The 24,437-nt window shown below is 34.1% G+C and carries 23 protein-coding genes; 15 read left to right on the top strand and 8 right to left on the bottom strand.

The window, feature by feature from the left end; translation table 11 throughout:
* The first annotated feature begins 149 nt into the window (after window positions 1-149).
* From J3U00_RS10575 to gltP, 11 genes are all read left to right on the top strand, one after another.
* Window positions 150-710: a YgjV family protein gene (locus J3U00_RS10575; protein WP_065561971.1), complete on the top strand. Its 561-nt coding sequence runs from the start codon at window positions 150-152 to the stop codon at window positions 708-710.
* A 98-nt stretch (window positions 711-808) separates the two neighbouring features.
* Window positions 809-1,381: an RNA pyrophosphohydrolase gene (gene rppH, locus J3U00_RS10570; RefSeq protein ID WP_065735008.1), complete on the top strand. Its 573-nt coding sequence runs from the start codon at window positions 809-811 to the stop codon at window positions 1,379-1,381.
* Complete coding sequence (gene lgt / locus J3U00_RS10565; RefSeq protein WP_267332364.1) at window positions 1,378-2,247, top strand: prolipoprotein diacylglyceryl transferase; 870 nt, start codon at window positions 1,378-1,380, stop codon at window positions 2,245-2,247. Before rppH ends, lgt begins: the two co-directional genes overlap by 4 nt.
* Window positions 2,244-3,038: a thymidylate synthase gene (gene thyA, locus J3U00_RS10560; RefSeq protein WP_065735010.1), complete on the top strand. Its 795-nt coding sequence runs from the start codon at window positions 2,244-2,246 to the stop codon at window positions 3,036-3,038. Before lgt ends, thyA begins: the two co-directional genes overlap by 4 nt.
* A gap of 239 nt (window positions 3,039-3,277) precedes the next feature.
* Window positions 3,278-4,222, top strand: a complete 945-nt coding sequence (gene lpxL / locus J3U00_RS10555) for an LpxL/LpxP family Kdo(2)-lipid IV(A) lauroyl/palmitoleoyl acyltransferase (protein WP_267332363.1) — start codon at window positions 3,278-3,280, stop codon at window positions 4,220-4,222.
* A 38-nt stretch (window positions 4,223-4,260) separates the two neighbouring features.
* Window positions 4,261-5,343 (top strand): 23S rRNA (cytidine(2498)-2'-O)-methyltransferase RlmM, encoded by a 1,083-nt coding sequence (rlmM, locus tag J3U00_RS10550; RefSeq protein ID WP_065735012.1) that lies wholly within the window; start codon window positions 4,261-4,263, stop codon window positions 5,341-5,343.
* 20 nt (window positions 5,344-5,363) lie between these two features.
* Window positions 5,364-7,217 (top strand): penicillin-binding protein activator, encoded by a 1,854-nt coding sequence (locus tag J3U00_RS10545; protein WP_267332362.1) that lies wholly within the window; start codon window positions 5,364-5,366, stop codon window positions 7,215-7,217.
* Window positions 7,180-7,554: a YraN family protein gene (locus tag J3U00_RS10540; protein ID WP_065735146.1), complete on the top strand. Its 375-nt coding sequence runs from the start codon at window positions 7,180-7,182 to the stop codon at window positions 7,552-7,554. The genes J3U00_RS10545 and J3U00_RS10540 overlap by 38 nt, the downstream gene beginning before the upstream one ends.
* Window positions 7,555-7,570: 16 nt before the next feature.
* Window positions 7,571-8,149, top strand: coding sequence for an SIS domain-containing protein (locus tag J3U00_RS10535; RefSeq protein WP_065561979.1), 579 nt, complete (start codon window positions 7,571-7,573; stop codon window positions 8,147-8,149).
* A 97-nt stretch (window positions 8,150-8,246) separates the two neighbouring features.
* Complete coding sequence (gene gyrA / locus J3U00_RS10530; RefSeq protein ID WP_267332361.1) at window positions 8,247-10,940, top strand: DNA topoisomerase (ATP-hydrolyzing) subunit A; 2,694 nt, start codon at window positions 8,247-8,249, stop codon at window positions 10,938-10,940.
* Between the two features lie 91 nt (window positions 10,941-11,031).
* On the top strand, window positions 11,032-12,342 hold the full coding sequence (gene gltP, locus J3U00_RS10525) for a glutamate/aspartate:proton symporter GltP (RefSeq protein ID WP_416380195.1): 1,311 nt from the start codon (window positions 11,032-11,034) through the stop codon (window positions 12,340-12,342).
* A gap of 119 nt (window positions 12,343-12,461) precedes the next feature.
* Here gltP and rpmG read toward each other — a convergent pair whose 3' ends face one another.
* Window positions 12,462-12,629, bottom strand: a complete 168-nt coding sequence (rpmG, locus tag J3U00_RS10520; protein ID WP_034884348.1) for a 50S ribosomal protein L33 — start codon at window positions 12,627-12,629, stop codon at window positions 12,462-12,464.
* A 15-nt stretch (window positions 12,630-12,644) separates the two neighbouring features.
* Window positions 12,645-12,881, bottom strand: a complete 237-nt coding sequence (gene rpmB / locus J3U00_RS10515; protein ID WP_025314527.1) for a 50S ribosomal protein L28 — start codon at window positions 12,879-12,881, stop codon at window positions 12,645-12,647.
* A gap of 382 nt (window positions 12,882-13,263) precedes the next feature.
* Between rpmB and aroE the strand changes: the two genes are divergently transcribed.
* The 4 genes from aroE to argA all read left to right on the top strand — a co-directional run bounded on the left by aroE (window position 13,264) and on the right by argA (window position 16,793).
* On the top strand, window positions 13,264-14,094 hold the full coding sequence (gene aroE / locus J3U00_RS10510) for a shikimate dehydrogenase (protein ID WP_267332359.1): 831 nt from the start codon (window positions 13,264-13,266) through the stop codon (window positions 14,092-14,094).
* A 133-nt stretch (window positions 14,095-14,227) separates the two neighbouring features.
* Window positions 14,228-14,581 (top strand): DUF1870 family protein, encoded by a 354-nt coding sequence (locus tag J3U00_RS10505; RefSeq protein ID WP_065561983.1) that lies wholly within the window; start codon window positions 14,228-14,230, stop codon window positions 14,579-14,581.
* Between the two features lie 201 nt (window positions 14,582-14,782).
* Complete coding sequence (gene aroL / locus J3U00_RS10500) at window positions 14,783-15,298, top strand: shikimate kinase AroL (protein ID WP_267332358.1); 516 nt, start codon at window positions 14,783-14,785, stop codon at window positions 15,296-15,298.
* A gap of 166 nt (window positions 15,299-15,464) precedes the next feature.
* Window positions 15,465-16,793: an amino-acid N-acetyltransferase gene (argA, locus tag J3U00_RS10495; RefSeq protein ID WP_065735021.1), complete on the top strand. Its 1,329-nt coding sequence runs from the start codon at window positions 15,465-15,467 to the stop codon at window positions 16,791-16,793.
* Window positions 16,794-16,834: 41 nt separating this feature from the next.
* On the opposite strand, the gene J3U00_RS10490 is transcribed toward argA, so the two are convergent.
* From J3U00_RS10490 to J3U00_RS10465, 6 genes are all read right to left on the bottom strand, one after another.
* Window positions 16,835-18,088: a PTS ascorbate transporter subunit IIC gene (locus tag J3U00_RS10490; RefSeq protein WP_267332357.1), complete on the bottom strand. Its 1,254-nt coding sequence runs from the start codon at window positions 18,086-18,088 to the stop codon at window positions 16,835-16,837.
* 618 nt (window positions 18,089-18,706) lie between these two features.
* Window positions 18,707-20,119 (bottom strand): glycoside hydrolase family 28 protein, encoded by a 1,413-nt coding sequence (locus tag J3U00_RS10485; RefSeq protein ID WP_267332356.1) that lies wholly within the window; start codon window positions 20,117-20,119, stop codon window positions 18,707-18,709.
* Between the two features lie 157 nt (window positions 20,120-20,276).
* Entirely contained in the window at window positions 20,277-21,248 is a 972-nt protein-coding gene (locus J3U00_RS10480) for a sugar-binding transcriptional regulator (RefSeq protein WP_065561987.1), read from the bottom strand.
* A 102-nt stretch (window positions 21,249-21,350) separates the two neighbouring features.
* Complete coding sequence (locus J3U00_RS10475; protein ID WP_267332355.1) at window positions 21,351-22,595, bottom strand: zinc-binding dehydrogenase; 1,245 nt, start codon at window positions 22,593-22,595, stop codon at window positions 21,351-21,353.
* A gap of 163 nt (window positions 22,596-22,758) precedes the next feature.
* Window positions 22,759-23,589: a mannose/fructose/sorbose PTS transporter subunit IID gene (locus tag J3U00_RS10470; RefSeq protein WP_255561360.1), complete on the bottom strand. Its 831-nt coding sequence runs from the start codon at window positions 23,587-23,589 to the stop codon at window positions 22,759-22,761.
* A 17-nt stretch (window positions 23,590-23,606) separates the two neighbouring features.
* Window positions 23,607-24,413 carry a PTS mannose/fructose/sorbose transporter subunit IIC gene (locus J3U00_RS10465; RefSeq protein WP_065561990.1) on the bottom strand — a complete coding sequence of 269 codons (807 nt, stop codon included), beginning with the start codon at window positions 24,411-24,413 and terminating at the stop codon, window positions 23,607-23,609.
* Between the last annotated feature and the right edge of the window lie 24 nt (window positions 24,414-24,437).

The following is a 24,437-nucleotide window of genomic DNA, read 5'->3' as shown; positions in this document are numbered from 1 at the left end:
TATTACCCATGTGAGAGTAGGGTGCCGCCAGACTTTTAAATTAGAGCGAAAGCCCAGCAGCAATGCTGGGCTTTTTTGCATTCTACAAATAGTAAAAGTATATTCATGAATCATTTATTATTCAGATCCATTTGTCTAAGGAGTAAACAGTGGATAATTTAAACTTTTTATATCAATTTTTTGGTTCAGATTTTATTGAAAAATACACAACAGTTCCTCAACTAATTGGTATATTAGGTTATCTTGTCGGTGTTAGTGCCTTTTTGCAACGTAATGATAATGCATTCCGATGGCAATTAACGATTGTTAACGTCATTATGACGCTGCATTTTTATTTATTAGGTCCTGAATCCTATCCTGCTGCTATACTCAATATTGTAAATATTTTTAGGAATGTGACTTCTACTTATACTAAGAATTTTTTAGCAATGTTTTTCTTTATTGCATTGATGTGGATATTTTATTTTTTTACAACGCCGGATTGGAAGCAATTCATTAATTATTTCTCGGTTATAGGAACGACATTAGTAACCATTGCGCTATTTCGATTTGAACAACAAAAAATGCGATTACTTATATTATTGAGTAGTGCTTTATGGATCATTTATAGTTTATGGATAGGCTCTTTAGGAAGCTTAGCGATAGAGATTACATTTGCGCTAATTAATATTATTACTATTATTAAATTATCCCAAAAATCTCGCATATAATATTAGATTTAGACGATTAATATCATTTTTCTATTTATTTATTAGTGTATGTATGAAACAATTCAGCTATATAAAAAAATAAATTTTTGAGGTAGTCAGTGATCGATAATGATGGCTACCGTCCAAATGTAGGAATCGTTATTTGTAACAGGTATGGTCAAGTACTTTGGGCTCGACGTTATGGGCAAAACTCTTGGCAATTTCCTCAGGGCGGAATAAAACTAAACGAAACACCTGAACAAGCAATGTTTCGTGAACTTAATGAAGAAGTAGGATTACAACCCAAAGATGTAAGAATTTTGTCGGTTACCAATGGCTGGCTAAGGTATAAACTACCTAAACGAATGATTCGTTGGGATAATCAGCCTGTATGTATCGGCCAAAAGCAGAAGTGGTTTTTATTAGAATTAATTTCTGATACATCGGTAATAAACTTAAATATTTCACCAACGCCAGAATTTGATGATTGGAAGTGGGTAAGTTATTGGTATCCTATAAGGCAGGTTATTGCTTTTAAGCGTGATGTATATCGTAAGGCGATGAAAGAGTTTTCTTTGCCTGTTTTTACTATACAATCTGACATAGAAGATCCTATAACAAATCTTTCTAAGAAAAAACGATTTAACTTCTTTACTCATAAACGAAAAAATAAACAGCGTGTTAAAAAATGAATCAATTTTTACAATTCCCCAATTTTGATCCAATTGCTTTTTCAATCGGACCTATTTCCTTACATTGGTACGGTGCAATGTATTTATTTGGCATACTTGGCGCTTTATATTTAGCTAAGCGACGAGCTAACAAACCAAATAGTAATTGGACATCGCAACAAGTTGAAAATTTACTATTCTGGGGATTTTTAGGTCTCTTCATTGGTGGACGATTAGGCTATATATTATTTTATAACTTTGATGCTTTTATTGATGAGCCTGCAATCTTATTTCGAGTTTGGGAAGGCGGCATGTCTTTCCATGGTGGATTGATTGGTGCAATTTGCGTTATTGCTATATTTGCTAAAAAGACCCAAAAAACATTTATGCAAGTAGCCGATTTTGTTGCACCGTTAGTTCCGATCGGTTTGATGTTTGGCCGTTTTGGTAATTTTATCAACGGTGAACTTTGGGGACGTGTAACTAACTCATCAATTGGTATGTTATTTCCGACTTCGACTCATGCCGATTTTATGTTTGTACAATCACATCCCGAATGGTTTTCTTTATATAGCCAATTAAATGGTGTTTTACCAAGACACCCATCACAACTTTATGAAATGGTATTTGAAGGCATAGTCTTATTTATTATTTTGAACCTTTTTATCCGTAAACCACGTCCAACAGGTGCTGTGTCAGGGCTATTTTTGGTTTGCTATGGAATATTCAGATTCATCATAGAGTTCTTCAGACAACCAGATGAACAGTTAGGATTATTTTTGAATTTTATTAGTATGGGGCAAATTCTCTGTCTACCAATGATTATCGGTGGAATTTTGATCCTTTTATATGCATATAGATTTAACAATAAGGTTATCTCAAAATGAAACAATATTTAGCATTAATGCAAAAAATTTTAGATGAGGGAACACCTAAATCAGATCGAACAGGGACAGGTACATTGTCGATCTTTGGTCATCAAATGCGATTTAATTTGCAAGATGGCTTTCCGTTGGTAACAACAAAAAAATGTCATTTACGTTCAATTATCTATGAATTGCTTTGGTTTCTTAAAGGTGATACCAATATTAATTATTTAAAAGATAATAAAGTAACGATATGGGATGAATGGGCGGATGAAAATGGTGATCTTGGCCCAGTTTATGGTAAACAATGGCGTGCTTGGGGAGCCGCCGATGGTCGTCAGATAGATCAAATCTCTCAAGTAATTGAACAAATTAAACATGATCCTGATTCAAGACGAATGATCGTTTCTGCATGGAATGTTGGCGAACTTGATCAGATGGCATTAGCGCCATGTCATGCTTTTTTTCAGTTTTATGTTGCTCAAGGTAAACTATCGTGTCAACTCTACCAGCGTTCATGTGATGTATTTTTAGGATTACCATTTAACATTGCCAGTTATTCGTTAATCGTTCACATGATAGCTCAGCAGTGTGATTTAGAAGTCGGTGATTTTGTTTGGACTGGTGGAGACACACATCTTTATTCTAATCATATGGAACAGACCCATTTACAATTAAGTCGTGAGCCGAAACCATTGCCTAAACTGGTTATTAAACGTAAGCCACCTACAATTTTTGATTATGAGTTTGAAGATTTCGAAATTGTTGGCTATGACCCTTATCCTGCAATTAAAGCGCCAGTAGCTATTTAAAATTAAAAAAAGTTGAGGAGCGGCCTTTTTGAGCATGTTTCAATTTAACAATTACTAAAAATTATAGAATAGGGATTAATCAATTTAATCCCTAACATCTTTTTTAAAACATTATCTTTACAAAAAAATCTATTAATAAAATGATGTTCCATCATGCTTAATTATTTTATTTTTCTGCCGCTTAATTCAAGATTGGTATATAATAATTCACTTTGTTTAAATTGTTATTTAATCTTAATATGAGTCAAGAAATTCATCCTACTTTTACAAAACGGTTATTACATCCTCGTTACTGGTTAACGTGGTTTGGTATTAGTGTTTTATATCTAATCGTATTGTTGCCATATCCAATAATTTATCAAATAGGAAAAGGCTTGGGATTGATTTCAATGAAATTAATCGGTAAGCGTAAAGAAACCGCAAAACAGAACTTGAAACTATGTTTTCCTGAAAAAACCGATCAAGAACGCGATAAAATATTAAGAGATAATTTTATTTCAACTGGACTTGCTATATTTGAAACGGGTATGGCTTGGTTTTGGTCAGATAAAAGACTTGCTAAACACTCTTCAATTGTAGGTGATTCGCATATCACTCGCATACAACAATCTGGACAAGGTGTTCTATTAATTGGGATTCATTTTTTAACGTTAGAACTAGGTGCACGTATTTTAGGAATGAGTCATCCTGGTGTTGGTGTCTATCGACCAAACGATAATCCGGTTATGGATTATATTCAATTAAAAGGGCGTTTAAAATCAAACAAATATATGTTGGATCGCTATAATACTAAAGGCATGATTAGAGCACTAAAAAATGGTGAATTGTTATGGTATGCTCCTGATCACGATTATGGACCTAAAAATAGTGTATTTGCTCCACTTTTTGCTGTCGAAAAAGCCGCAACCACAATAGGGACTCGAATTTTAGTTAAATTAGGCCAACCAGCAATTATACCTTTCACCCCTAAACGTGAAACAAAAGGTCATTATACCGTTTATGTGACTCCTGAACTTAAGGGATATCCTATCGATGATGATGTTCAAGCAGCCACGTTTATGAATAAAGCAATTGAACAGGAAATTCTTAAAGCACCAGAACAATATATGTGGTTGCATCGACGATTTAAAACTCGTCCCAAAGGGGATGCACCTTTATATACTGATAAAGTTCAATCAGATTAATTTAACAAATTCGATTGTGAAAAACGATAAGATACGATATGCAAAAACTAAATAAAATAATTTTGTATTGCCGGCCTGGATTCGAAAAAGAATGTGCGGCAGAAATAACAGATAGGGCCGCACAAAAAGAGATATTTGGATTTGCGAAAGTTAAAGAAAATAGTGGTTATATAATATTTGAATGTTACCAAGATGGTGATGCTCAATTATTGATTAAAGAAATTTCATTTCGAACACTGATTTTTGCCAGACAAATGTTTGTTGCAGGTGATTTATTAGATAATTTACCAACAGAAGATCGTATCACTCCTATAATCGAGGCATTATCTGGTATTGTTGATAAAGCAGGTGATTTGCGTGTCGAAGTTGCTGATACGAATGAAGGTAAACAATTAGCAGGATTTTGTCGGAAATTTACAGTTCCTCTTCGACAAGCTTTACGAAATAAGCGCATCCTTTTAAAAGTTCAGAATCCATCACGGCCAGTAATTCATCTATTATTCATTAACAATAATAGTTGTTATGTAGGATATTCCTTAAGTCAAAATAATTCGCCTTTTTATATGGGAATACCAAGATTAAAATTTCCTGCTGATGCCCCAAGCCGTTCCACGTTAAAACTAGAAGAAGCTTTTCATATTTTTATTCCTTATGAAGAGTGGGATGAACGACTGAAAGGTGGTTTAAATGCAGTTGATTTAGGTGCGTGTCCTGGAGGATGGACTTATCAATTAGTCAAAAGAAGCATGATGGTATATGCTATAGATAATGGTCCGATGAATGAAAAACTTATGGAGTCAGGGCAAGTTAAACATTATCGTGAAGATGGCTTCAAATTTATACCTAAAAAGCATAATATTTATTGGCTAGTGTGTGATATGGTTGAAAAACCAGCCAAAGTAACAGAATTAATTGCCAAGTGGCTTATTAATGGTTGGTGCCGAGAGACAATTTTTAATCTCAAGTTGCCAATGAAAAAACGTTATGAAGAAGTAAAACAAAATTTACAATTACTAATAAAAGAACTAAATAATAATCAAATCAATGTACAAATTCAGGCTAAGCAGCTTTATCACGATCGTGAGGAAGTTACTGTTCATGTGCAACGAATTTGGGGATGAAAATTTATAAGAGAATGGGTATGAAATTAAAACAATCCTTTTATGCTATTGTTATGTTAGCATTATTTTCGCTTTTAATTGGCTGTAATCTCAGCTTATCGAAAAGTGGTAAATATGATGAGACTAAAGATTCCAATTATTATTTGTCGCAAGCTGAATCAAGTTCAGGAAATGCCAAAATCGATTGGCAATTGTTAGCTGTGCGGGCTTTAATAAATGAGAATAAATTGTCTCAAGCAAACAAATTATTATCTGAGCTTCCTGCGAATCTTAATGCTGAACAACAAAAAGACCAATTGTTATCTCAAGGCGAAATAGCGGTCAGAAAAGGACAGCCATTTAATCTTAATCAACTATCTGTTGATAAATTAAATGATTCACAATCATATCGTTATTATTCAATAAAATTAGCTTTAGATCGCAAAGCTAGAAATATAAATGAACAAGCTCATGATTATTTATCTTTACAAAAATTTGCCCCTGAGAAACATCAAAAGCAGATATTAAATAATACTTGGAAATTCTTTAGCAAACTATCTGCAAGTCAAATAAGTCAAATTTCTGCTGCTGATAATGAAGTAATATTAAGGGGTTGGATTGATTTAAGTTATACATATAAAAGTAATAATAAAAAAGCATTAGCTCAGTCAGGTGATAGTACTGATGTTGTTGATGCAACAAATAGTAGTCAAAGTGCACAATTAAAACAAGCTATTGAAGATTGGTCATCAAGATATCCAAATCATCCAGCCCAAGAGATTGTTTCGGCGCTAGTAGGTGGCCAAAAGCTTTCTGTTGATAATGTAAATACGAAAACAGTTGCTTTATTATTACCTTTAAATGGTTCTTCTCGTATATTTGGTAATACAATTCGTCAAGGTTATGTTGATGCAGTTAAATTTTATCCACAAGAACCGCAACAAAATGTTGTTGTTTTAGATACCACATCATTGCCAATGGAAAGCTTAATTGAACAAGCTCAAGCACAAAATGTTGAATTAATTGTTGGTCCATTGTTGAAAGAAGAAGTCATTAAAATAAAACAGTTAGCACCGTCTATTCCTGTTTTAGCATTAAATAAAGTGGATGATGGTACTGTTTCCTCTAATAAGATGTGTTTCTTCGCATTATCGCCAGAAGATGAAGCAAAAGATGCGGCTGACCATATTTTTGCTCAAAATAAGCAAAAACCACTGTTAATTGTTCCACAAACTGATTTAGGTAGACGAGTTGCTAAAAGTTTTGCTAAACAATGGTCACAAATTGCTAATGGTTCTCAAGCTTATGTCCAATATGTCGGTAGTATCGGTACTTTGAGGGGCAATATGAATCATAATAGTGGAATAAGTTTAACTGGCCGACCAGTCTCTTTTGATGATGGTAATGCTACAACATCATCAAGTTCCGCTGGTTTTGACGCGATTTATGTTTATGCCTCATATGACGAATTAACGTTAATAAAACCAATGCTTGATTTGGGAGCGGGCAAAACTATTGGTAATGGATCATCATCAGTTACGCTTTATTCTAGTTCTAAAAGCCATGTAGCAAGCGCTTCAAATGATTTTAATTATGATATGAATAAAACTGAGTATGCTGATATCCCATTGATTATCAATTCATCTGATAGAACGTCTTCCCTTATCCCTGGCAATATTCAAAAAGATTATTCTTTAACTCGATTATACGCTATGGGTATTGATGCATGGAGACTCGCTAATCGTTTCAATCAATTGGATTCTTATCAACCTAATTTTTTAGATGGTATGACCGGTAAATTGTCAACAAGTAATCAATGCGAAGTAACGCGATCACTTTCTTGGCAAGAATATGTTTATGAAGCATCTGATCAGTCCTCACAGCAAAGCGAATAGTAAAAAAATTGGTAAGTATTATGAACAATTAGCTTGCCAATTTTTAACCAAGCAAGGACTTGTATTATTGGAACAAAATAGCCTATACCAAATTGGTGAAATTGATTTAATTATGCGAGACAAAACCTGCTTGGTCTTTATTGAAGTTAGATATCGAAAAAATGCCCATTTTGGTGAAGCTGAAATGACAATATCGTTTAATAAACAATCTAAAATTAAACAAGCTGCACAACTTTGGATGTTAGAGAATAACTTTAATATTGAAGAAACAGAGTTTAGATTTGATGTTTTTGCCATAACGGGCAAAGATCAAAAATGGATAGTTAATGCGTTTTAATGGTTAGGTGAAAAACGTGCAAGATTTAATAAAAAATTATTTTACTGAAAGTATTCAAACTCAAATAGTGATGGCGGAATCACTAGGCTCTTCAATTGAAAAAGCAGCTAATATTATTGTTGGTGGATTACTTAATGGTAATAAAATTATGGGATGTGGTAATGGGGCTGCGGCAGCGAATGTACAAAGCTTTACTTCACGCTTAATTACAAGTCTTGACATTGAAAGGCCAAGTATTCCTGCTATTGCTTTAGTTTCGGATAATGTTTTGTTAAGTGCGATATCAAATCATGAAGAGATATATGCGCGGCAAATTCAAGCTTTAGGGCAACAAGGTGATATTTTGATTATATCCACTTGTGAAGGTAATAGTCGCTCAATTATTCGTGCCGTCCAAGAAGCTGTGATAAAAGATATGAAAATTGTTGCATTAACCGCATTTGATGGCGGTGAAGTAATCGGTTTGCTTGGTCAGAATGATATTGAAATCAGAATTCCATCTTACAAAAAGGTGATGGCCTACGAAATGCACACAATGATTTTGAACTGTTTATGCCAATTAATTGAAAATACTTTGTTTATTCACACAGAATAAGTTGAAATAAAAACAGTTTAGTTCTGCATTAATAGCTATTTTTGTGCTATAATTATAAGCTATTTTAAGATTTAAATTAATAAGAGAACATGGTGTTATGACCGAACTAGCCAAAGAAATAACTCCCGTCAATATTGAAGACGAATTAAAATCCTCTTATCTTGATTATGCAATGTCTGTTATCGTCGGGCGTGCTTTGCCTGATGTACGTGACGGACTAAAACCCGTCCACAGACGAGTTTTATTTGCTATGCATGAAGCTGGATACGACTGGAATAAACCTTACCGAAAATCTGCTCGTGTTGTCGGGGATGTAATCGGTAAATATCATCCACATGGTGATTTTGCTGTTTATGAGACTATCGTTCGTATGGCACAACCATTCTCATTACGTTATATGCTTGTTGATGGTCAAGGTAACTTTGGTTCTGTTGACGGTGACTCTGCTGCTGCAATGCGTTATACCGAAATTCGTATGCAAAAATTTGCAGGTGCATTGTTGACAGACCTTGATAAAGAAACCGTAGACTTCTCGCCAAACTATGATGGATCAGAAATGATCCCTGATGTCCTTCCAACTCGAATTCCTAATTTACTCATTAACGGTTCATCGGGTATTGCAGTTGGTATGGCAACTAATATTCCTCCTCATAATTTAGCTGAAGTGATTAATGGCTGCTTGGCATTCATTGAAGATGAAAATATCTCTGTCGATGGTTTAATGGAGTATATTAAAGGTCCAGATTTTCCTACCGCAGCATTAATTAATGGGCGTAAAGGTATTGAAAATGCCTATCGAACTGGTCGTGGTATCATTTATATTCGTTCTAAAGCAACGGTTGAAGTTGATGATCACACTGGTCGTGAAACGATTATTGTTAATGAAATTCCTTATCAAGTTAATAAGAAAAAATTAATCGAGAAGATTGCAGAGTTAGTCAAAGATAAAAAAATTGAAGGCATTTCAGCACTGCGTGATGAATCAGACAAAGATGGTATGCGTATTGTTATTGAGATTAAACGCGATGCCGTTGGTGAAGTTGTTCTAAATAATCTTTTTTCATTAACTCAACTACAAGTTTCTTTTGGTATTAATATGGTGGCTTTACATAAAGGCCAACCAAAACTATTAAATTTAAGAGAAATGATCGAAGCGTTTGTTCTTCACCGCCGTGAAGTGGTAACGCGTCGAACTATTTATGAACTTCGTAAAGCTCGTGAACGTGCGCATGTATTGGAAGGTTTAGCTATTGCATTAGCTAATATAGATCCTGTAATTGAATTAATCCGTGCCGCGGCTACGCCTTCGGAAGCTAAAGCTAAACTATTATCGCAAGCTTGGCAACTAGGTAATGTTGCTGCAATGCTTGAAAAAGCTGGTAATGATGCTGCTCGACCGGAAGATTTAGCGCCAGAGTTTGGTATTCGAGATGGCCATTATTATCTTTCAGAAGCTCAAGCTCAAGCTATCTTAGATCTTCGTTTACATCGATTAACCGGACTTGAACACGAAAAAATTCTTGATGAATATAAAGAGTTACTAATTCAAATTAGTGGTTTACTCCATATTCTTGCAAGCCCTGAAAGATTAATGGAAGTTATTCGTGAAGAGCTTGAAGCGGTTCGCGATCAATTCCAAGATGCAAGAAGAACAGAAATTACTGCAAGCAGCGCTGATATCAATATTGAAGACTTAATTGCTCAGGAAGATGTTGTAGTTACACTTTCTCATCAAGGTTATGTGAAATATCAACCGCTATCTGATTATGAAGCGCAACGTCGAGGTGGTAAAGGTAAATCGGCAACAAAAATTAAAGAAGAAGATTTTGTTGAGAAGTTATTAGTTGCTAATACTCACGATACTATACTTTGTTTCTCTAGCCGTGGCCGTTTATATTGGATGAAAGTGTATCAATTACCAGAAGCCAGCCGAGGTTCTCGAGGTCGTCCAATTATTAATTTATTACCGCTAGAAGCTGATGAACGCATTACAGCAATTCTACCTGTTCGTGAATTTGATGATGAACATTGTGTATTCATGGCAACAGCACAAGGTACGGTTAAGAAAACCTCTCTAATTGAATTTAGTCGTCCTCGAAGCGGTGGCATAATTGCTATTAACTTACGTGATGATGATGAACTTATTGGTGTTGATTTAACAAGTAATGAAACATCTGATATCGTTGATGATGAAGAACTAAACGATGATGTGGTTGTTGAAGAGACAGATAGTGATGATGAAGTCTCTGAAATCTCTAACACCGAAGACATTATGTTATTCTCTGCTAATGGTAAAGTGGTTCGATTCCCAGCGAATAAAGTTCGTTGCATGGGCCGAACAGCGACAGGTGTTCGAGGTATTAAATTAGAAGGTGATGATAAAGTTGTATCACTAATTGTTCCTCGAGGAAATGGTGCAATCTTAACTGCAACTCAAAATGGTTATGGAAAACGTACTGAACAAGAATTATATCCAACTAAATCACGCGCTACAAAAGGGGTTATCTCTATTAAAGTGAGTGAACGAAACGGTGCAGTAGTTGGTGCAGTACAAGTTGAAGAAACTGACCAAATCATGCTTATTACTGATGCTGGTACCTTAGTACGTACTCGTGTATCTGAAGTAAGCATAGTGGGCCGAAACACTCAAGGGGTAACCTTAATTCGAACAGCCGAAAACGAAAAAGTGGTCGGATTACAACGAATTGCTGAAACGGAAGATGATGATGAATCGGAATTGTCCCAAGAGGCTTATGATAGTGATGATTCCGCTCAAGAATCCGAAGAATAATTTTTAATTATAGAAAAGGATTAGCCACACAGACTAATCCTTTTTTGTTTTCGAAAACCACGACAAGGAATAGAATTACATGTCTTTCTCTATAAAAAAAGTTGTAACTAATCTTGCTTGGCAAATTTTAATTGCCTTGGTCTTAGGTGTAGTGGCTGGTGCTTTTCTATATGAATTAGCTGATCCTAATCATGAATTACATTCATATTATCAATTTGCAATTGTTAATATTTTCCAACCAGCAGGTGATATCTTTATCCGCTTAATCAAGATGATTGTATTACCAATTATTCTTAGTACGTTAACGTTAGGTATAGCAGGCATTGGTGGTTCAAAACGTTTAGGAATGCTTGGTTTTAAAACTATTCTTTATTTTGAAATTATTACTACTATTGCTATTTTGTTAGGTCTTTTTTGGGGAAATTTCTTTGCACCTGGCGCGGGAATTGATTCTTCAACGTTAGCCTCAGCAGATATTAGTAAATATACTAAAGCAGCTGAAGAACTTAGCGGTAAACCTCACGGTTTAATTGTTATGATTTTAGACATGATTCCAGCTAATATCTTTAAAGCAATGTCTGATGGTGCAGTTTTACCTGTTATCTTCTTCTGTGTCTTTTTTGGCTTAGGCTTAATGTCGCTACCGGATAAACAGCGTGATCCATTTTTATTCTTGTTAAAAGTGGTATCAGATACAATGTTTAAAGTCACTAATATGATTATGCGTTACGCACCTATTGGGGTATTTGCATTAATCACGGTAACTGTTGCCAAATATGGATTCGCTTCATTATTGCCATTACTGAAATTGATTTTAACCGTTTATTCAGCAATGATTATATTTACCTTGGTCATATTAGGTTTAGTTTGTAAATTGTGCCGATTTAATATTTTTACCTTATTAAAAATATTGAAAGAAGAACTCGTCATTGCGTTTTCAACTGCAAGCTCCGAAACAGCTTTGCCTAAGATCATTGAAAAAATGGAAGCTTATGGTGCACCGAAAGCAATTACGAGTTTTGTTATCCCTACTGGATATTCATTTAATCTTGATGGTTCAACACTATATCAAAGTATAACTGTTATTTTTCTCGCGCAATTATTTGATATGGATTTAAGCATTCTGGATCAAATTATCATTGTTATAACATTGATGATAGCATCAAAAGGGATAGCTGGTGTACCAGGTGCTTCAATTTTAGTGTTATCAGCTACACTTGGTAGTGTTGGTATCCCAATCGAGGGTATTGGTTATATTATGGGTGTTGAGCGTATTTTAGATATGGGTAGAACAGTAGTTAATGTTGTGGGTAATGCATTGGCTGCTATCGTTATAGCCCGCTGGGAACATGCTTTTGATGATAAAAAAGCAAGAGCATATGAGCAAGAATATTTAAAATAAGACATCATTTAATTTATAAGGCTTCAGTTGATGGAGCTTTTTTATTAATTTAATCTAATTATCACAATCATAGATATAAAAAAACCCAGCTAAGCTGGGTTTTTTATTTAAAAGTAAAATTATTTAATTTTAGCTTCTTTATAAACAACGTGCTGACGAACAACAGGATCGTATTTTTTGATCTCCATTTTTTCAGGCATTGTTCTTTTATTTTTGCTAGTGGTATAAAAATGACCGGTACCAGCAGAAGAAACTAATCTAATTTTCTCACGTACACCTTTAGCCATGATATGGTTTCCTTATTAGTACTTTTCACCACGGGCACGAAGTTCAGCTAAAACTGCATCAATACCCTTTTTATCGATAGTTCGCATACCTTTAGCAGATATACGTAATTTTACAAAACGTTTTTCACTCTCAACCCAAAAACGGTGAGTTTGAAGATTTGGTAGAAAACGACGTTTAGTAGCATTCATCGCATGAGAACGATTATTTCCCACTAAAGGACCTTTTCCTGTTACTTGGCATACTCGTGACATGTCAATAATTCTCCGAAATTTCTATGCTTAAGCCTTGGGCGTAATATGTTAATGGAATTAACCTCGTCAGGCTTTTAGTTTGCTGCAGTTCTATTTGAGAAGCAGTCTAACCTCTCACACTACACCCATAATAATGAGGTAGCGAAGTATACGCTTTTACAGGTAAATTCTCAAGCATTATCTTATCTAAGCTTAAAAATAAGTTTTTAATTGAAAAAGATTAATAATTCTAAATGCATTATTATGACGAAATAATTATCTCATAATTTAGATTGTTTTTGTTCAATATAAAACGATTTAATCTTATAATAACTGTGTTTTAATACTATGGATTTTAAATTTCATCTATTAGTCTGAATTTATTTACTTTCAAGGAGATAGTATGAGTCAGTTTACGCCATATAGCATCTATGGCATTATCGGTTATCCTTTGGGGCATAGTATGAGCCCACTTATTCATACTACATCTTTCCAAGATTATGGTATTCCTGCCGTACTTGTACCTTTTCCTACACCACCAGAGGAAATTGCGACACTTTTTAAATCAGTACGATTACTAAATATCCGTGGTTTGTGCGTTACGATCCCTCACAAACAAACTATTATTCCTTATTTAGATGAAGTCACTGAGCATGTTAAAAAAGCGGGTGCAGCTAATTTAGTTTATTGGGATGGTGATAAGCTTTGTGGCGATAACACCGATATTATTGGTTTTATGCAACCACTAGCGCAAAAAAAATTACCAGCTGAATATAAAAAAGTGTTAATACTTGGGGCAGGCGGTGCAGCACGTGCGGCGGTTGTTGGATTACAAGATCTTGGATATAGTGATATAACAGTTACCGATATTGTCACTGATTTACCCGAAGCATTAGCTAAAGAATTTAATCTTAAAACGGTAGCGTGGTCGGATAGAGATAAAGTTGAAGCACAAATTATTGTCAACTCTACTCCATTAGGTATGCAAGGTAAATTTGAAGATCAAACGCCTTATGAACAAGCATGGTTTAAAGGTAAAGGCATAGCTTACGATATTGTGTACACACCATATAACACGAAGTTTAGACAAGAAGCTGAAAAAGCAGGATGGGAATCGATTTCTGGACGTGAGATGTTTATTGGTCAAGCAAATGCTCAATTTAAAATTTGGACAGGAAAAGAGCTTTCAGATAGGGCAAAACAAGCTGTGATTGATGCTTTATCAGGTAAATAAAAGCTAAAAATTAACCATCTCATTCAATTGGGATGGTGACTGAATATTTAATCTTCATCTTAAAAATTTATTAAATCGACTAAGATTGTTAAAGTGATTAATAAATTTAAAATGTGATTAAAAGGGAGTATTTATGACTAATTTAGAGTTACAAGCATTTCGCCGTTTTCTGATGCTAAAAGTATCAGAGGCAAGTGAGTATATCGGTAAAACGGACGTAAAAACTTGGCATGATTGGGAAAACGGAGTTTTACCGGTTCCTGAAAATGTCGCAACTACAATGAAAGAATTAAAAAATCTTCGTAGTGAAAAAATAAAACTGATTATCAATAGTATTAATGATCGTGTTGGAAGTAATACCATTCGATATTTCATGACATACCAAGAGTTTAAAAAAGTGAATCCTGAATTAGATGTGATTCAATGGCGATTGCATCAATCGATTGCTACTGAACTTTATTTTAGAGGTTTAGAAAAGTTGTGTTGATTGTTATGCTCAACGCTAGATTATGTTTAAAGAATGCTAGGTAAATTGCATTAAATTATTTACACTTTTTTGGATATTATTATTCATTAAATCATATGGATAATAAAATCAAATTGTAAAAAAATATTGCAAAAATAAAAATGAATCACTAGCATACATAAATAACTTATTTTAAGATCTGTATATCAAGAAGGGCCCAAAATGAAAAAAATAATTTTTTTAGTTGGCGCAAGAGCTGCTGGCAAAACAACAATGGGTAAAATGTTAGCCAAAGAGTTATCATTTTCTTTTATCGATACAGATTGTCATTTACTTGAAACCACTCAAAAAACGGTTGCTGAGATTGTAGAAAAAGAAGGTTGGGAAGGTTTTCGTGCTAGAGAAAGCCAAGTCCTTATTGATACCGCTAAGCCAAATCGCGTTATTGCAACTGGTGGCGGTATGGTATTAGCTGAGAAAAATCGACAGTTTATGAAGCAAAATGGTGTCGTCATATTTCTATCTGCGCCTGCTGAAATATTAGCAGCTCGTTTGATGAAAGATCCTAATATTGCTCAACGACCATCATTAACGGGTTTATCAATTTCTGACGAAATGGAGAAAGTTCTTGCTGAACGTTTACCTTTATATCATGATGCTGCTCATCATATTGTAGATGTTGATCAAGATGAAAATTTAATTCTAAATCAAATAATTGAGAAACTGAAAAATCATTAACTCTACTTCTTTCATTTCCTTCCATTAACTATTCGCTAAGCTATTTTTATAAAATAGTTTTATCTATTTTACGTTCTTGAATTTTTCAAAAAAGACTTGCCATTGGATAAAAAATAAATAAAAATACAAAAAATATGAATAAATATTCATTTTGGATGGTGGTGCGATGAAAGAAAGAACAACTGAACTCGTTGATGGTTTAAGGCATTCAGTACCTTATATTAATGCACATCAAGGCAAAACATTCGTTATTTTATTAACTGGTGCAGTTTTAAAAAGTAATAATTATGCAAGTATCATTAGTGACATTGGTTTATTACATAGCTTGGGTATTAAACTGGTCATTGTTAATGGTGCGCGTAACCAAATAGATGAATCACTGAAAAATCATAATATTAAACCTAAATACCATAAAAATACTCGGATCACTGATGGCCCAACTCTAGATGTAGTTAAACAGGTAACAGGGTTATTACAACTTAATATTACCGCCAGCTTATCAATGAGCTTAAATAATACACCTTTGCAAGGCGCACATATTAATGTGGTTAGTGGTAATTTTGTTATAGCACAACCATTAGGTGTTGATGATGGTGTAGATTATTGCCATACAGGTAAAATACGTCGAATTAATAACGAAGCAATAGATGAGCAATTAAATCGTGGTTCGATTGTACTATTAGGTCCTGTAGGTGTGTCAGTTACAGGTGAAAGTTTTAATTTATCGTCAGAAGATGTTGCAGCCGAAGTAGCTATTCGACTTAAAGCCGATAAACTAATCAGTTTTTGTGCAGAACAAGGTGTACTTGATGAACAAAATCATGTAATAACTGATCTGTTCCCAGTGGATGCTGATAATTATGTTAATCGCAAAGAAGAATGTGGTAAACACCTATCTAGTGAGGCTCGTTTTTTGCGTGCGGCATCCAAAGCATGTCGTAATGGCGTCCGTCGTAGCCATTTAGTTAGCTATTTAGTAGATGGCTCTATTTTGCAAGAACTGTTTTCTCGTGATGGTATTGGTACACAAGTTGCTATGGAACATTCAGAGCAAGTTCGCTTGGCAACAATCAATGATATAGGTGGAATATTGGAGCTGATTCGACCACTTGAAGAGCAGGGTATCTTAGTTAAACGTTCACGAGAACAATTAGAGATGGAAATTGATAAATTCACTATTATTGAACGTGATAATATGACAATTGGCTGTGCTGCGCTTTACCCTTATCCAGAAGAAAAAATGGGTGAAATGGCTTGTTTGGCGATTCATCCACAATATAGAAACTCATCACGCGGTGATTTATTATTAGAAAAAATTTCAGAAAGTGCTAATAATTTAGGATTAGAAAAAATCTTTGTGCTTACCACTCGAAGCATTCATTGGTTTCGTGAAAAAGGTTTTAATCCAGCTGAAGTGGATGATCTGCCGATTAAAAAGAAACAACTCTATAATTATCAAAGAAATTCAAAAATATTAATGTTTGATTTAATTTAAATTTATCGAGAAAAAGTCCGTTATAGCAACGGACTTTTTGATTAACTAAATAGCTTAACAATAAATTCAGTGATTAACGATAAGGATGTGAAATCAGGATCAGCAAAGGTTACACCTTCAACACCTAAAAATTTAAAGAGAGGTAATGCGAGGGCTGGCAACACACATAAAAGTAAACCATTAACGAAAGAGGCAATAACCGCTCCTCTTGCTCCACCTGTTGAGTTACCAAATATTGCTGCTGTTCCACCAGTGATGAAGCTTGCCATAATTCCGGGAATGATAATAGGTAAACCAATAAAAGGGAAAACGACCACACAAGCTATTTCAGTAAAGAAACTCACAATAAAACCAACTAATACACAATTTGGTGCTTTATCAAATAACACCATTGGATCGACCGCCGGCACACAACCAGGTGCGACAACTTGGGCAAATCCTTTAAAAGCTGGGATGATTTCTTCAGTAAAAATAGCGACCCCTTTTTTGGCAATATAGAGGCCTCCGGCAAAAATAGCTGATTGTTCCAACGCAAAAATAATAAACGTATTGTTTTTAAGTATCTCTTTCAAATACTCAGCGGATGAAAAAGCACCGGATAAGCATAGTAAAACAAACATGGTAATAAAAGTCGCAACATCTGATTGCCTTAAAAAGCTAAAACGATCATTTATTTTAATCTTTTCGATATCATTTTTTTTATTTCCTAGCCATTTACCTAAATAGGAACCTAATAAGTATGAAACTGTACCAGCATGGGCAATACAATAATCATTGTTCCCTATTATTGTACGGCTAAATTTAGAGAGTAAAGTTGGAAATATCGCCATATAAAGGCCAATAATCATTGCGCCAGTTGCAACAATGATATAGCCATTATAGCCCATACCTTGTAAAACTGCGGTAAATGAAAATGCCATGAATAGCACTAAATGCAATGATAAATAAATCGATTTAAAGCGGGTAAATCTTGCTAATAGTAGATTAATTATCATCGCAAAAAAGAGGATAAAGGCGGCACTAGTACCAAGTGATTCCATCGTCAATGCGGTAATGGCTTCATTACTTGGTACGACCCCATGCATTCCAAATGCATGAGTAAACATGTTACTGAACATAATTAACACGCCACCTAAGATTTTTCCACCCGTTTTAATTAACACAAAACCAATGAATGAAAGTAGTGTGCCAGTAATAATTTTAGAAAGTTTTGCTCTCTGTAGTACCAATCCTATGAACGCAACTAATGCAATAATGATAGCAGGCTGACCAAATATATTTAAAAAAAGATCCATGTTTTTGCTCCAAATTTAATAACAAAACTAAAGATCATTATAATTAAAACAACGTTTCAAATTGTGTTTTGGATCACAAATTAACAAATGAAATATGCAAATAATCAATTGGTAGCAAATTATTGATCTTGATTATGAAGCATTAATTGAACTTTTTAGTTGATGATTTTCTGGGTTGATTGACGTTTATTTGTAAAAATAATTGAGGAGTCTATACCATTTCATTAAGTTTTAAGTTCTATATTGAATTACTTAATTTACATTGAACGCATAAAAATCATTTTAGAGGCGAGCTTTTAAAGTCAAAACAATTAATGAGAGATCACGTTGTGGTAAAAAGAAAAATTAAAAAACAGCATAATGAACAAAAGTGTGATGTCTTGCTTGCGCTTAGTCGATTTTGATTTCACGGAAATTAATGATAGATAATGCATTTTTTAGCGAAGATCAATGAAATATTCTGTAGTTCTTCAAGTAAATTTAATAAGACTATTTATTGCGTTAATTTTGAGTCAGAAATATAAGCGTTACCTGTTTTGTTTGTCGGTTTGACAGTTTCAATTGGTAACGCTCTAGTTTGTGAATTTTTTATTAGCTCAAATCTGAGCCACTAAATTACTATTTATGAGTAATATGACTTCCTTTTTCTTTAATAATATCTGCTCCTTTTTCTACATTAATTTTAGTGTGACTAAACTCAACTGATGCGTTACGAATTTTAAAACCATTTTCCGCTTCAATATTGATGTTTGAAAATCTAATATTATTGAATGGCTTTTCTGGTGTTCCAATAATAAAACCAGCGTAATTACTTTTACCTTTTACAGTAAGATTATTGAAGCTAATGTTATTGAAGTATGGGGTTTGTTTATGCTCTTTTGGTTGTTCAGTATCCGCAGGATAAATCTGATCGCCTAACATAAATCCACCAGCAAATTCACCTTCTTGTAACGCTTTAATTTTTGCATCTTTTGTTGTTGGGCCGCCTTTATAATAAGCTGACAAAACAATTGGCGTTTTTACATTGACCATTGTTGTATTGTTATACTCAATATCTTTAACTTCACCACCTTTGCCTCTTGGCGATTTGATTCGAATACCATACATCGCATCGGTAAAGGTATTATTTTCTGCCAGTAAATTGCTCACACCGCCATATGTTTCTGAACCAATAGATAATCCACGACCGAGCATAAAGTTATTATCTGCAATATAAAAATCATGGCTAAGGTTGTTTACAGTTGATTTAATGGCAACATGGTCATCACCCACACTTATTGTGTTTTTTGTAATACTGACTCTTCTACTATCCATTGGATCAATGGCATCCGTGTTTTGCCACCAAGCTGGAGCGGATATTGTTGTTTTATTAATTGTAATATCTTCCACATTTTTAAAAACAATATGAAAACTTGGCGAATTTTGTATTGTGACGCCTTCAACTAAAATATTGTTAGCGTTTTTAAATAAAAGTAGACGTGGGCGATTTGTTGGTCCCTTTTTTCCGGCTTGACGAGTCTCGGCGCGGTATTTTTCTAAAAGCGTTGAACCTTGCCCATCAATAATTCCTTCACCGGTGATAGCAATATTTTTTTCTTCTGCAATATTAATAAACCCAATCCATTGTTTTGTTAGTGGTAATGATTCATCTGATGATGACCATTTTTTTTGTTCTTCTGAAGGATGATATGCACTTTCCTCTGCTGAAGCTTGTACTACCGCCCCTTTTTCTAAATGAAATTCAATATTACTTTTTAAAAATAGAGGTTCAGATAGGTAATAACCCGCAGGAACAATAACTTTACCACCGCCATTTTGCGCACAATCATTAATAGCGGTTTGAAATGCTTTTGTATCATACCAAATACCTGTTGCTTCAGCGCCATAATCTCTAACATTACATTGTTTATTAGGAATATTAAGTTTGTCCAAAGTAACTGGAACAAATGGTGGTGAAGCTATAACAGCGAAACTAGCGGTAAGCGTGAGTAAACTAATAGATAATCCATTTTTTATAATTAAACGATACATGTTTTTTCCTTAATGAAGAATAAAAAAGATGAAGTATAAAAATGATTATCTAGGTTAATAGTCTAAGAATCTGTTAATAGAGTCACAAATTTAAAAAACAATTTATAAAAATTGAAATGACGTTTTAATTTACGCAAGTGTCAGCTTTTTTATGAGATCAATTAACTAATTGATTTGCCATTTCATCACTAATGACTAATACATCAATATAATTTGCATTTAATGCAGCGATTAAACTGTTAAGTTTTTCAGCGTCGCCACTTGCACATATTTTTAGAGGGATTTTTTTTAAATTTTCTAACGTCACGCCAATAATTTGATCATGGAATGGCGTTTGTAATTCTTTACCATTTTTGTCATAAAATCGCGATAAAATGTCGCCGACAATTTTTCTGTTAGTAATTTTTTGAAAAAGTTCACCATAAAAACCATACCAAATTGAGCTTTTGGATATAGCTGGACAACCAATACTAAATAAAGCAACTGTGATCTTATTCCACCAATCATTGAGTTCTTTCATGTGTTGAGTTTTTTCAATTTCAGTTTTTAAATTAGCGGTATCAACGATAGCGGGGTAATCAATTAATATTGCTTTACTTTTAAGTTTATCGGAAAGTTTACAAGCTATATTATTTACGTGGTATTTTGTTTCGATCTTGCCAGAAGGGCCACCAATCATTGGTACGATGGTAACATTTTCAAATGTAGCATTATCATTTTTTAAACTATTCACAATATAATTGATCGAGCGTCCCCAGGACACACCAATCACATCATTATCGGTAATATTTTTGAGTAGGACACTTGCTGCCACATTACAAACAATCTGATTTTTACTTTCATTGTCTATATCAGTGTTGACGGGTACAACAATGACTTGTTTTAAATGATATTTATTACAAATTTTTTCTTCTAACGCTATATCAGGTAACAGATTATAATTAATCGAAATTGAAACAATGCCTAGCTCGCGTATTGTTTTTAACATTCGACTAATGCTTGAGCGATGTATGTTAACTATTTTTGCTATTTCGGACTGTGTTTTATTCTCTTCATAATACAATTGAGCAATCTTAATTAACATCTTATGCTGTTCAAACTCGTCGTTGCTAAAATTTTGATTAATCATAGTAGCGTTATCTTATTATCTTTAGTTATTAAAAAACTCCATATTTTTATTCAAATCAAGATGTCACAAATAAATGTCATCTTGATTTGAATAAAGTATAAATCAAGAATCAATATCAGGAAAATAATTTAAAACATAATCTTCAGCTTCTTTTGACCAAATACCATTATTTTTAGAGAGTATTTTTTGTAAAGTGATATCATCCGCATTTTTATCTAATGATTCTATGCATTTAAGATCAAACTTTTTGTGGGTATAAACTAATTTTTTTCCACCTTTAATCTGATCCTGTATTTGAGTGACTTTACTTGCTTGGTCTATACCCATAATGTGAGTTACGATTTTTGCCACATCTACCGAACCTGATTCGATTAGTTTCACCGCTTCTCGCATATCATTAGTATTACCGCCTGAAGTGCCAACGATATGGGTAAAGTTATAATGAACATCGTAGAAATTAATTTCAGCCAAAAAGTTTTTATCTTGGGGTCCAGCAAAAAAGTTAAGGCAACCGTCAATCGCTAATAGTTGAGAGGCGAGTTGAATTAACTCTTGAGAAGGTAAGAAAACAAAAACATCATCAAAACTTCCTGTGGTGGATTTATCTTTTAATAATTTCGCTTGATCATCGACATTAGAAATATCTACAAATTCTAATTCAATACCATTACGAGATTGATAAAGGGTTTTTAGATGTTCTATTTTCTCTTTGCTACGCCCAGTTACGACAACCTTTTTAGGTGCGATGGGTCCCCCTAATGCATAATCTATTGCTAGCATACCCATAGGGCCCGTACCACCTAAAATAATCAGATTACCATTAGGCTTTATGCCCATAATATGTTCATAACTATTTGGCTTTAAATGAAAATTAGCATTGAATGCCCCAATGATACACGACAATGGTTCAATTAATGCACCTTCGAAATAAGTTTGTCCATCATAAGGAATCAAACAGTCTTGTTTTAGTACATCATGGTTAATTATCATGTAAGTTGCACAACCACCAGTATAAGGATAAGAATAACCTACGCAATATGGGCTATCAGAAAGTTGTAAATTGGCCTGAACGACATATTTTTGTCCTGGTTTGAATTTATGTTGCCATTTTTTACCCACTTGTATAATTTCACCGCAGCATTCGTGTCCAATAATAATGGGGTTATTTTTTAAGTCGGGTGGCGTTTTTTTATGATTTTCACCTTGATTGACTAATTTTAATGAAGACATACACATACTATCTACAATGACTGTAACTAGAATTTCATCATCAGTAATTTCAGGAAGTTGAAATGACTCCAATCGCAAATCATTTTTTCCATACAGTCTAACTGCTTGAGTTTTCATATATTCCTCTAATTCTCTAATTTGGTTAAATTTATTTAGGAAAAGGTTTAAAGCGTTTTTATTTTAAAAAATCAAATTACTATTAATAAAGTTCTCGGTAATTGCTTTAAACCTTTTTATTCATTTTCAACGATCAATTTTTTATTTCTTTAACGCTTTAACCTTAAGCAAGAATACCTAAACCATAGCCAATAATACCTACCGCAAATAATGCAAAGATTAAAATTATTGGACTGACTTTTTTCCTTAACAATTTCATCATCAAAAGTGTTAACGCTAATGGCAATAATCCTGGTACAAGGTCATTGAGAATGCCTTGTACTGTCATAATGACCTCTTCTCCATTCATGCCGGTCGTTTGGGATACAATAAGTGGGACATTTATGGAGGTCCATTTTGTGACTAAGACACCCATGATAAATAGGCCTAAAATTGTTGCGCCTTCTGTTAATTTTGGAAGAATATTACCTGAAAGATCTTTAACAATTCCGATTCCTTTAGATAATCCATACGTTAATCCATACCATTTCATGGCAAGTCGAATTAAGTTAAATAAGACAAAAAACAGTAATGGCCCAGCTATATTTCCGGTTAGTGCTAGTGATGCCCCAAGCGCTGCAGTTATTGGACGTAAGGTTCCCCAAACTAATGGATCACCCACTCCCGCTAACGGTCCCATTAAACCAACTTTTAAACTGTTAATTGTGCCATCAGAGATATCAGCACCATTTGCTCGAGCTTCTTCCATTGCCATGGTAACGCCTATAACGGGTCCACACATTGCTGGAGTCGTATTGAAAAACGTTAGATGTCTTTTTAATGCTTCACGTTGCTCCTCTTTGGTTTTGTATACTCGTTTGATTGTAGGAATCATATCCACACAAAAAGCTAAGGCATGAATTCGTTCATAGTTGAAAGATGCTTGTTGAAAATTAGATCGAATAAATGTACTAACAATATCTTTCTTTTGAATGGTATTTAACATTTCTTTCATAATAGAATCCTTATTTATTAATCGTCTAACTCGTCATCAGCAATGATTGAATTTGCCACAATACTTTTTTCGCTATTTTTAGTCGTGTTAAACTTTGAATTTAATTGGACATAAATGGTGGCAAAAATAACGCCTAAAATACCGAATGAGAGTAAACTGAAGTTTAAGTAACCTCCAAGAACAAAGCCTAAATAGAAGAAAGGTGCTAAATATTTAACCATCATCATGTTTAATACCATTGCATAACCAACTACCACAATAAATCCACCCGCAACAGCAAGACCACCAGTAACAATATCTGGCAACATGCTTAATAAGGTGTTAACGGTATTGGCATCAACATAAATGGCGACCAATGTTGCTGGTATTGCTACTCGTAAAGCTTGTACAAAAAGCGCGCTATAATGTAAAAGTTCTATTTTTTTGAATTGAACTTTTTCTGCGGCATTATCAGCTTCATGTTGGAAGACAACCGTGATTGTTCTTGCAAATACCGTTAGAACTTGACCCGCTGCTGCAACGGGGAGGGCGATTGCGATTCCAGTTTGAATATCTTGTTTACCTACTACAACTAATATCGCGGATATAACACTAGCCAGTGCTGAATCAGGTGATTGTGCCGCACCAATATTCATCCAGCCTAATGCAATCAATTCAAGCGTACCACCTAAAATGATACCTGTTTTTATATCACCTAATATTAAGCCTATGACGGTACAGGCAATTAATGGGCGATGAGTTTGAAACTCATCAAGCACACTTCCCATACCTGCTATACAAGAGAAGATGAATATTAATACAATTTGAAATAATGAAATTTCCATTTTTTGCCTCCTTGTTTATTCCTA

Source organism: Gilliamella sp. B3127, assembly GCF_026536935.1.
Classification (GTDB): Bacteria; Pseudomonadota; Gammaproteobacteria; order Enterobacterales; family Orbaceae; genus Gilliamella; species Gilliamella apicola_E.
Note: the sequence above shows the minus strand (reverse complement) of the source record. Positions and strands in the feature narration are given on the sequence as shown.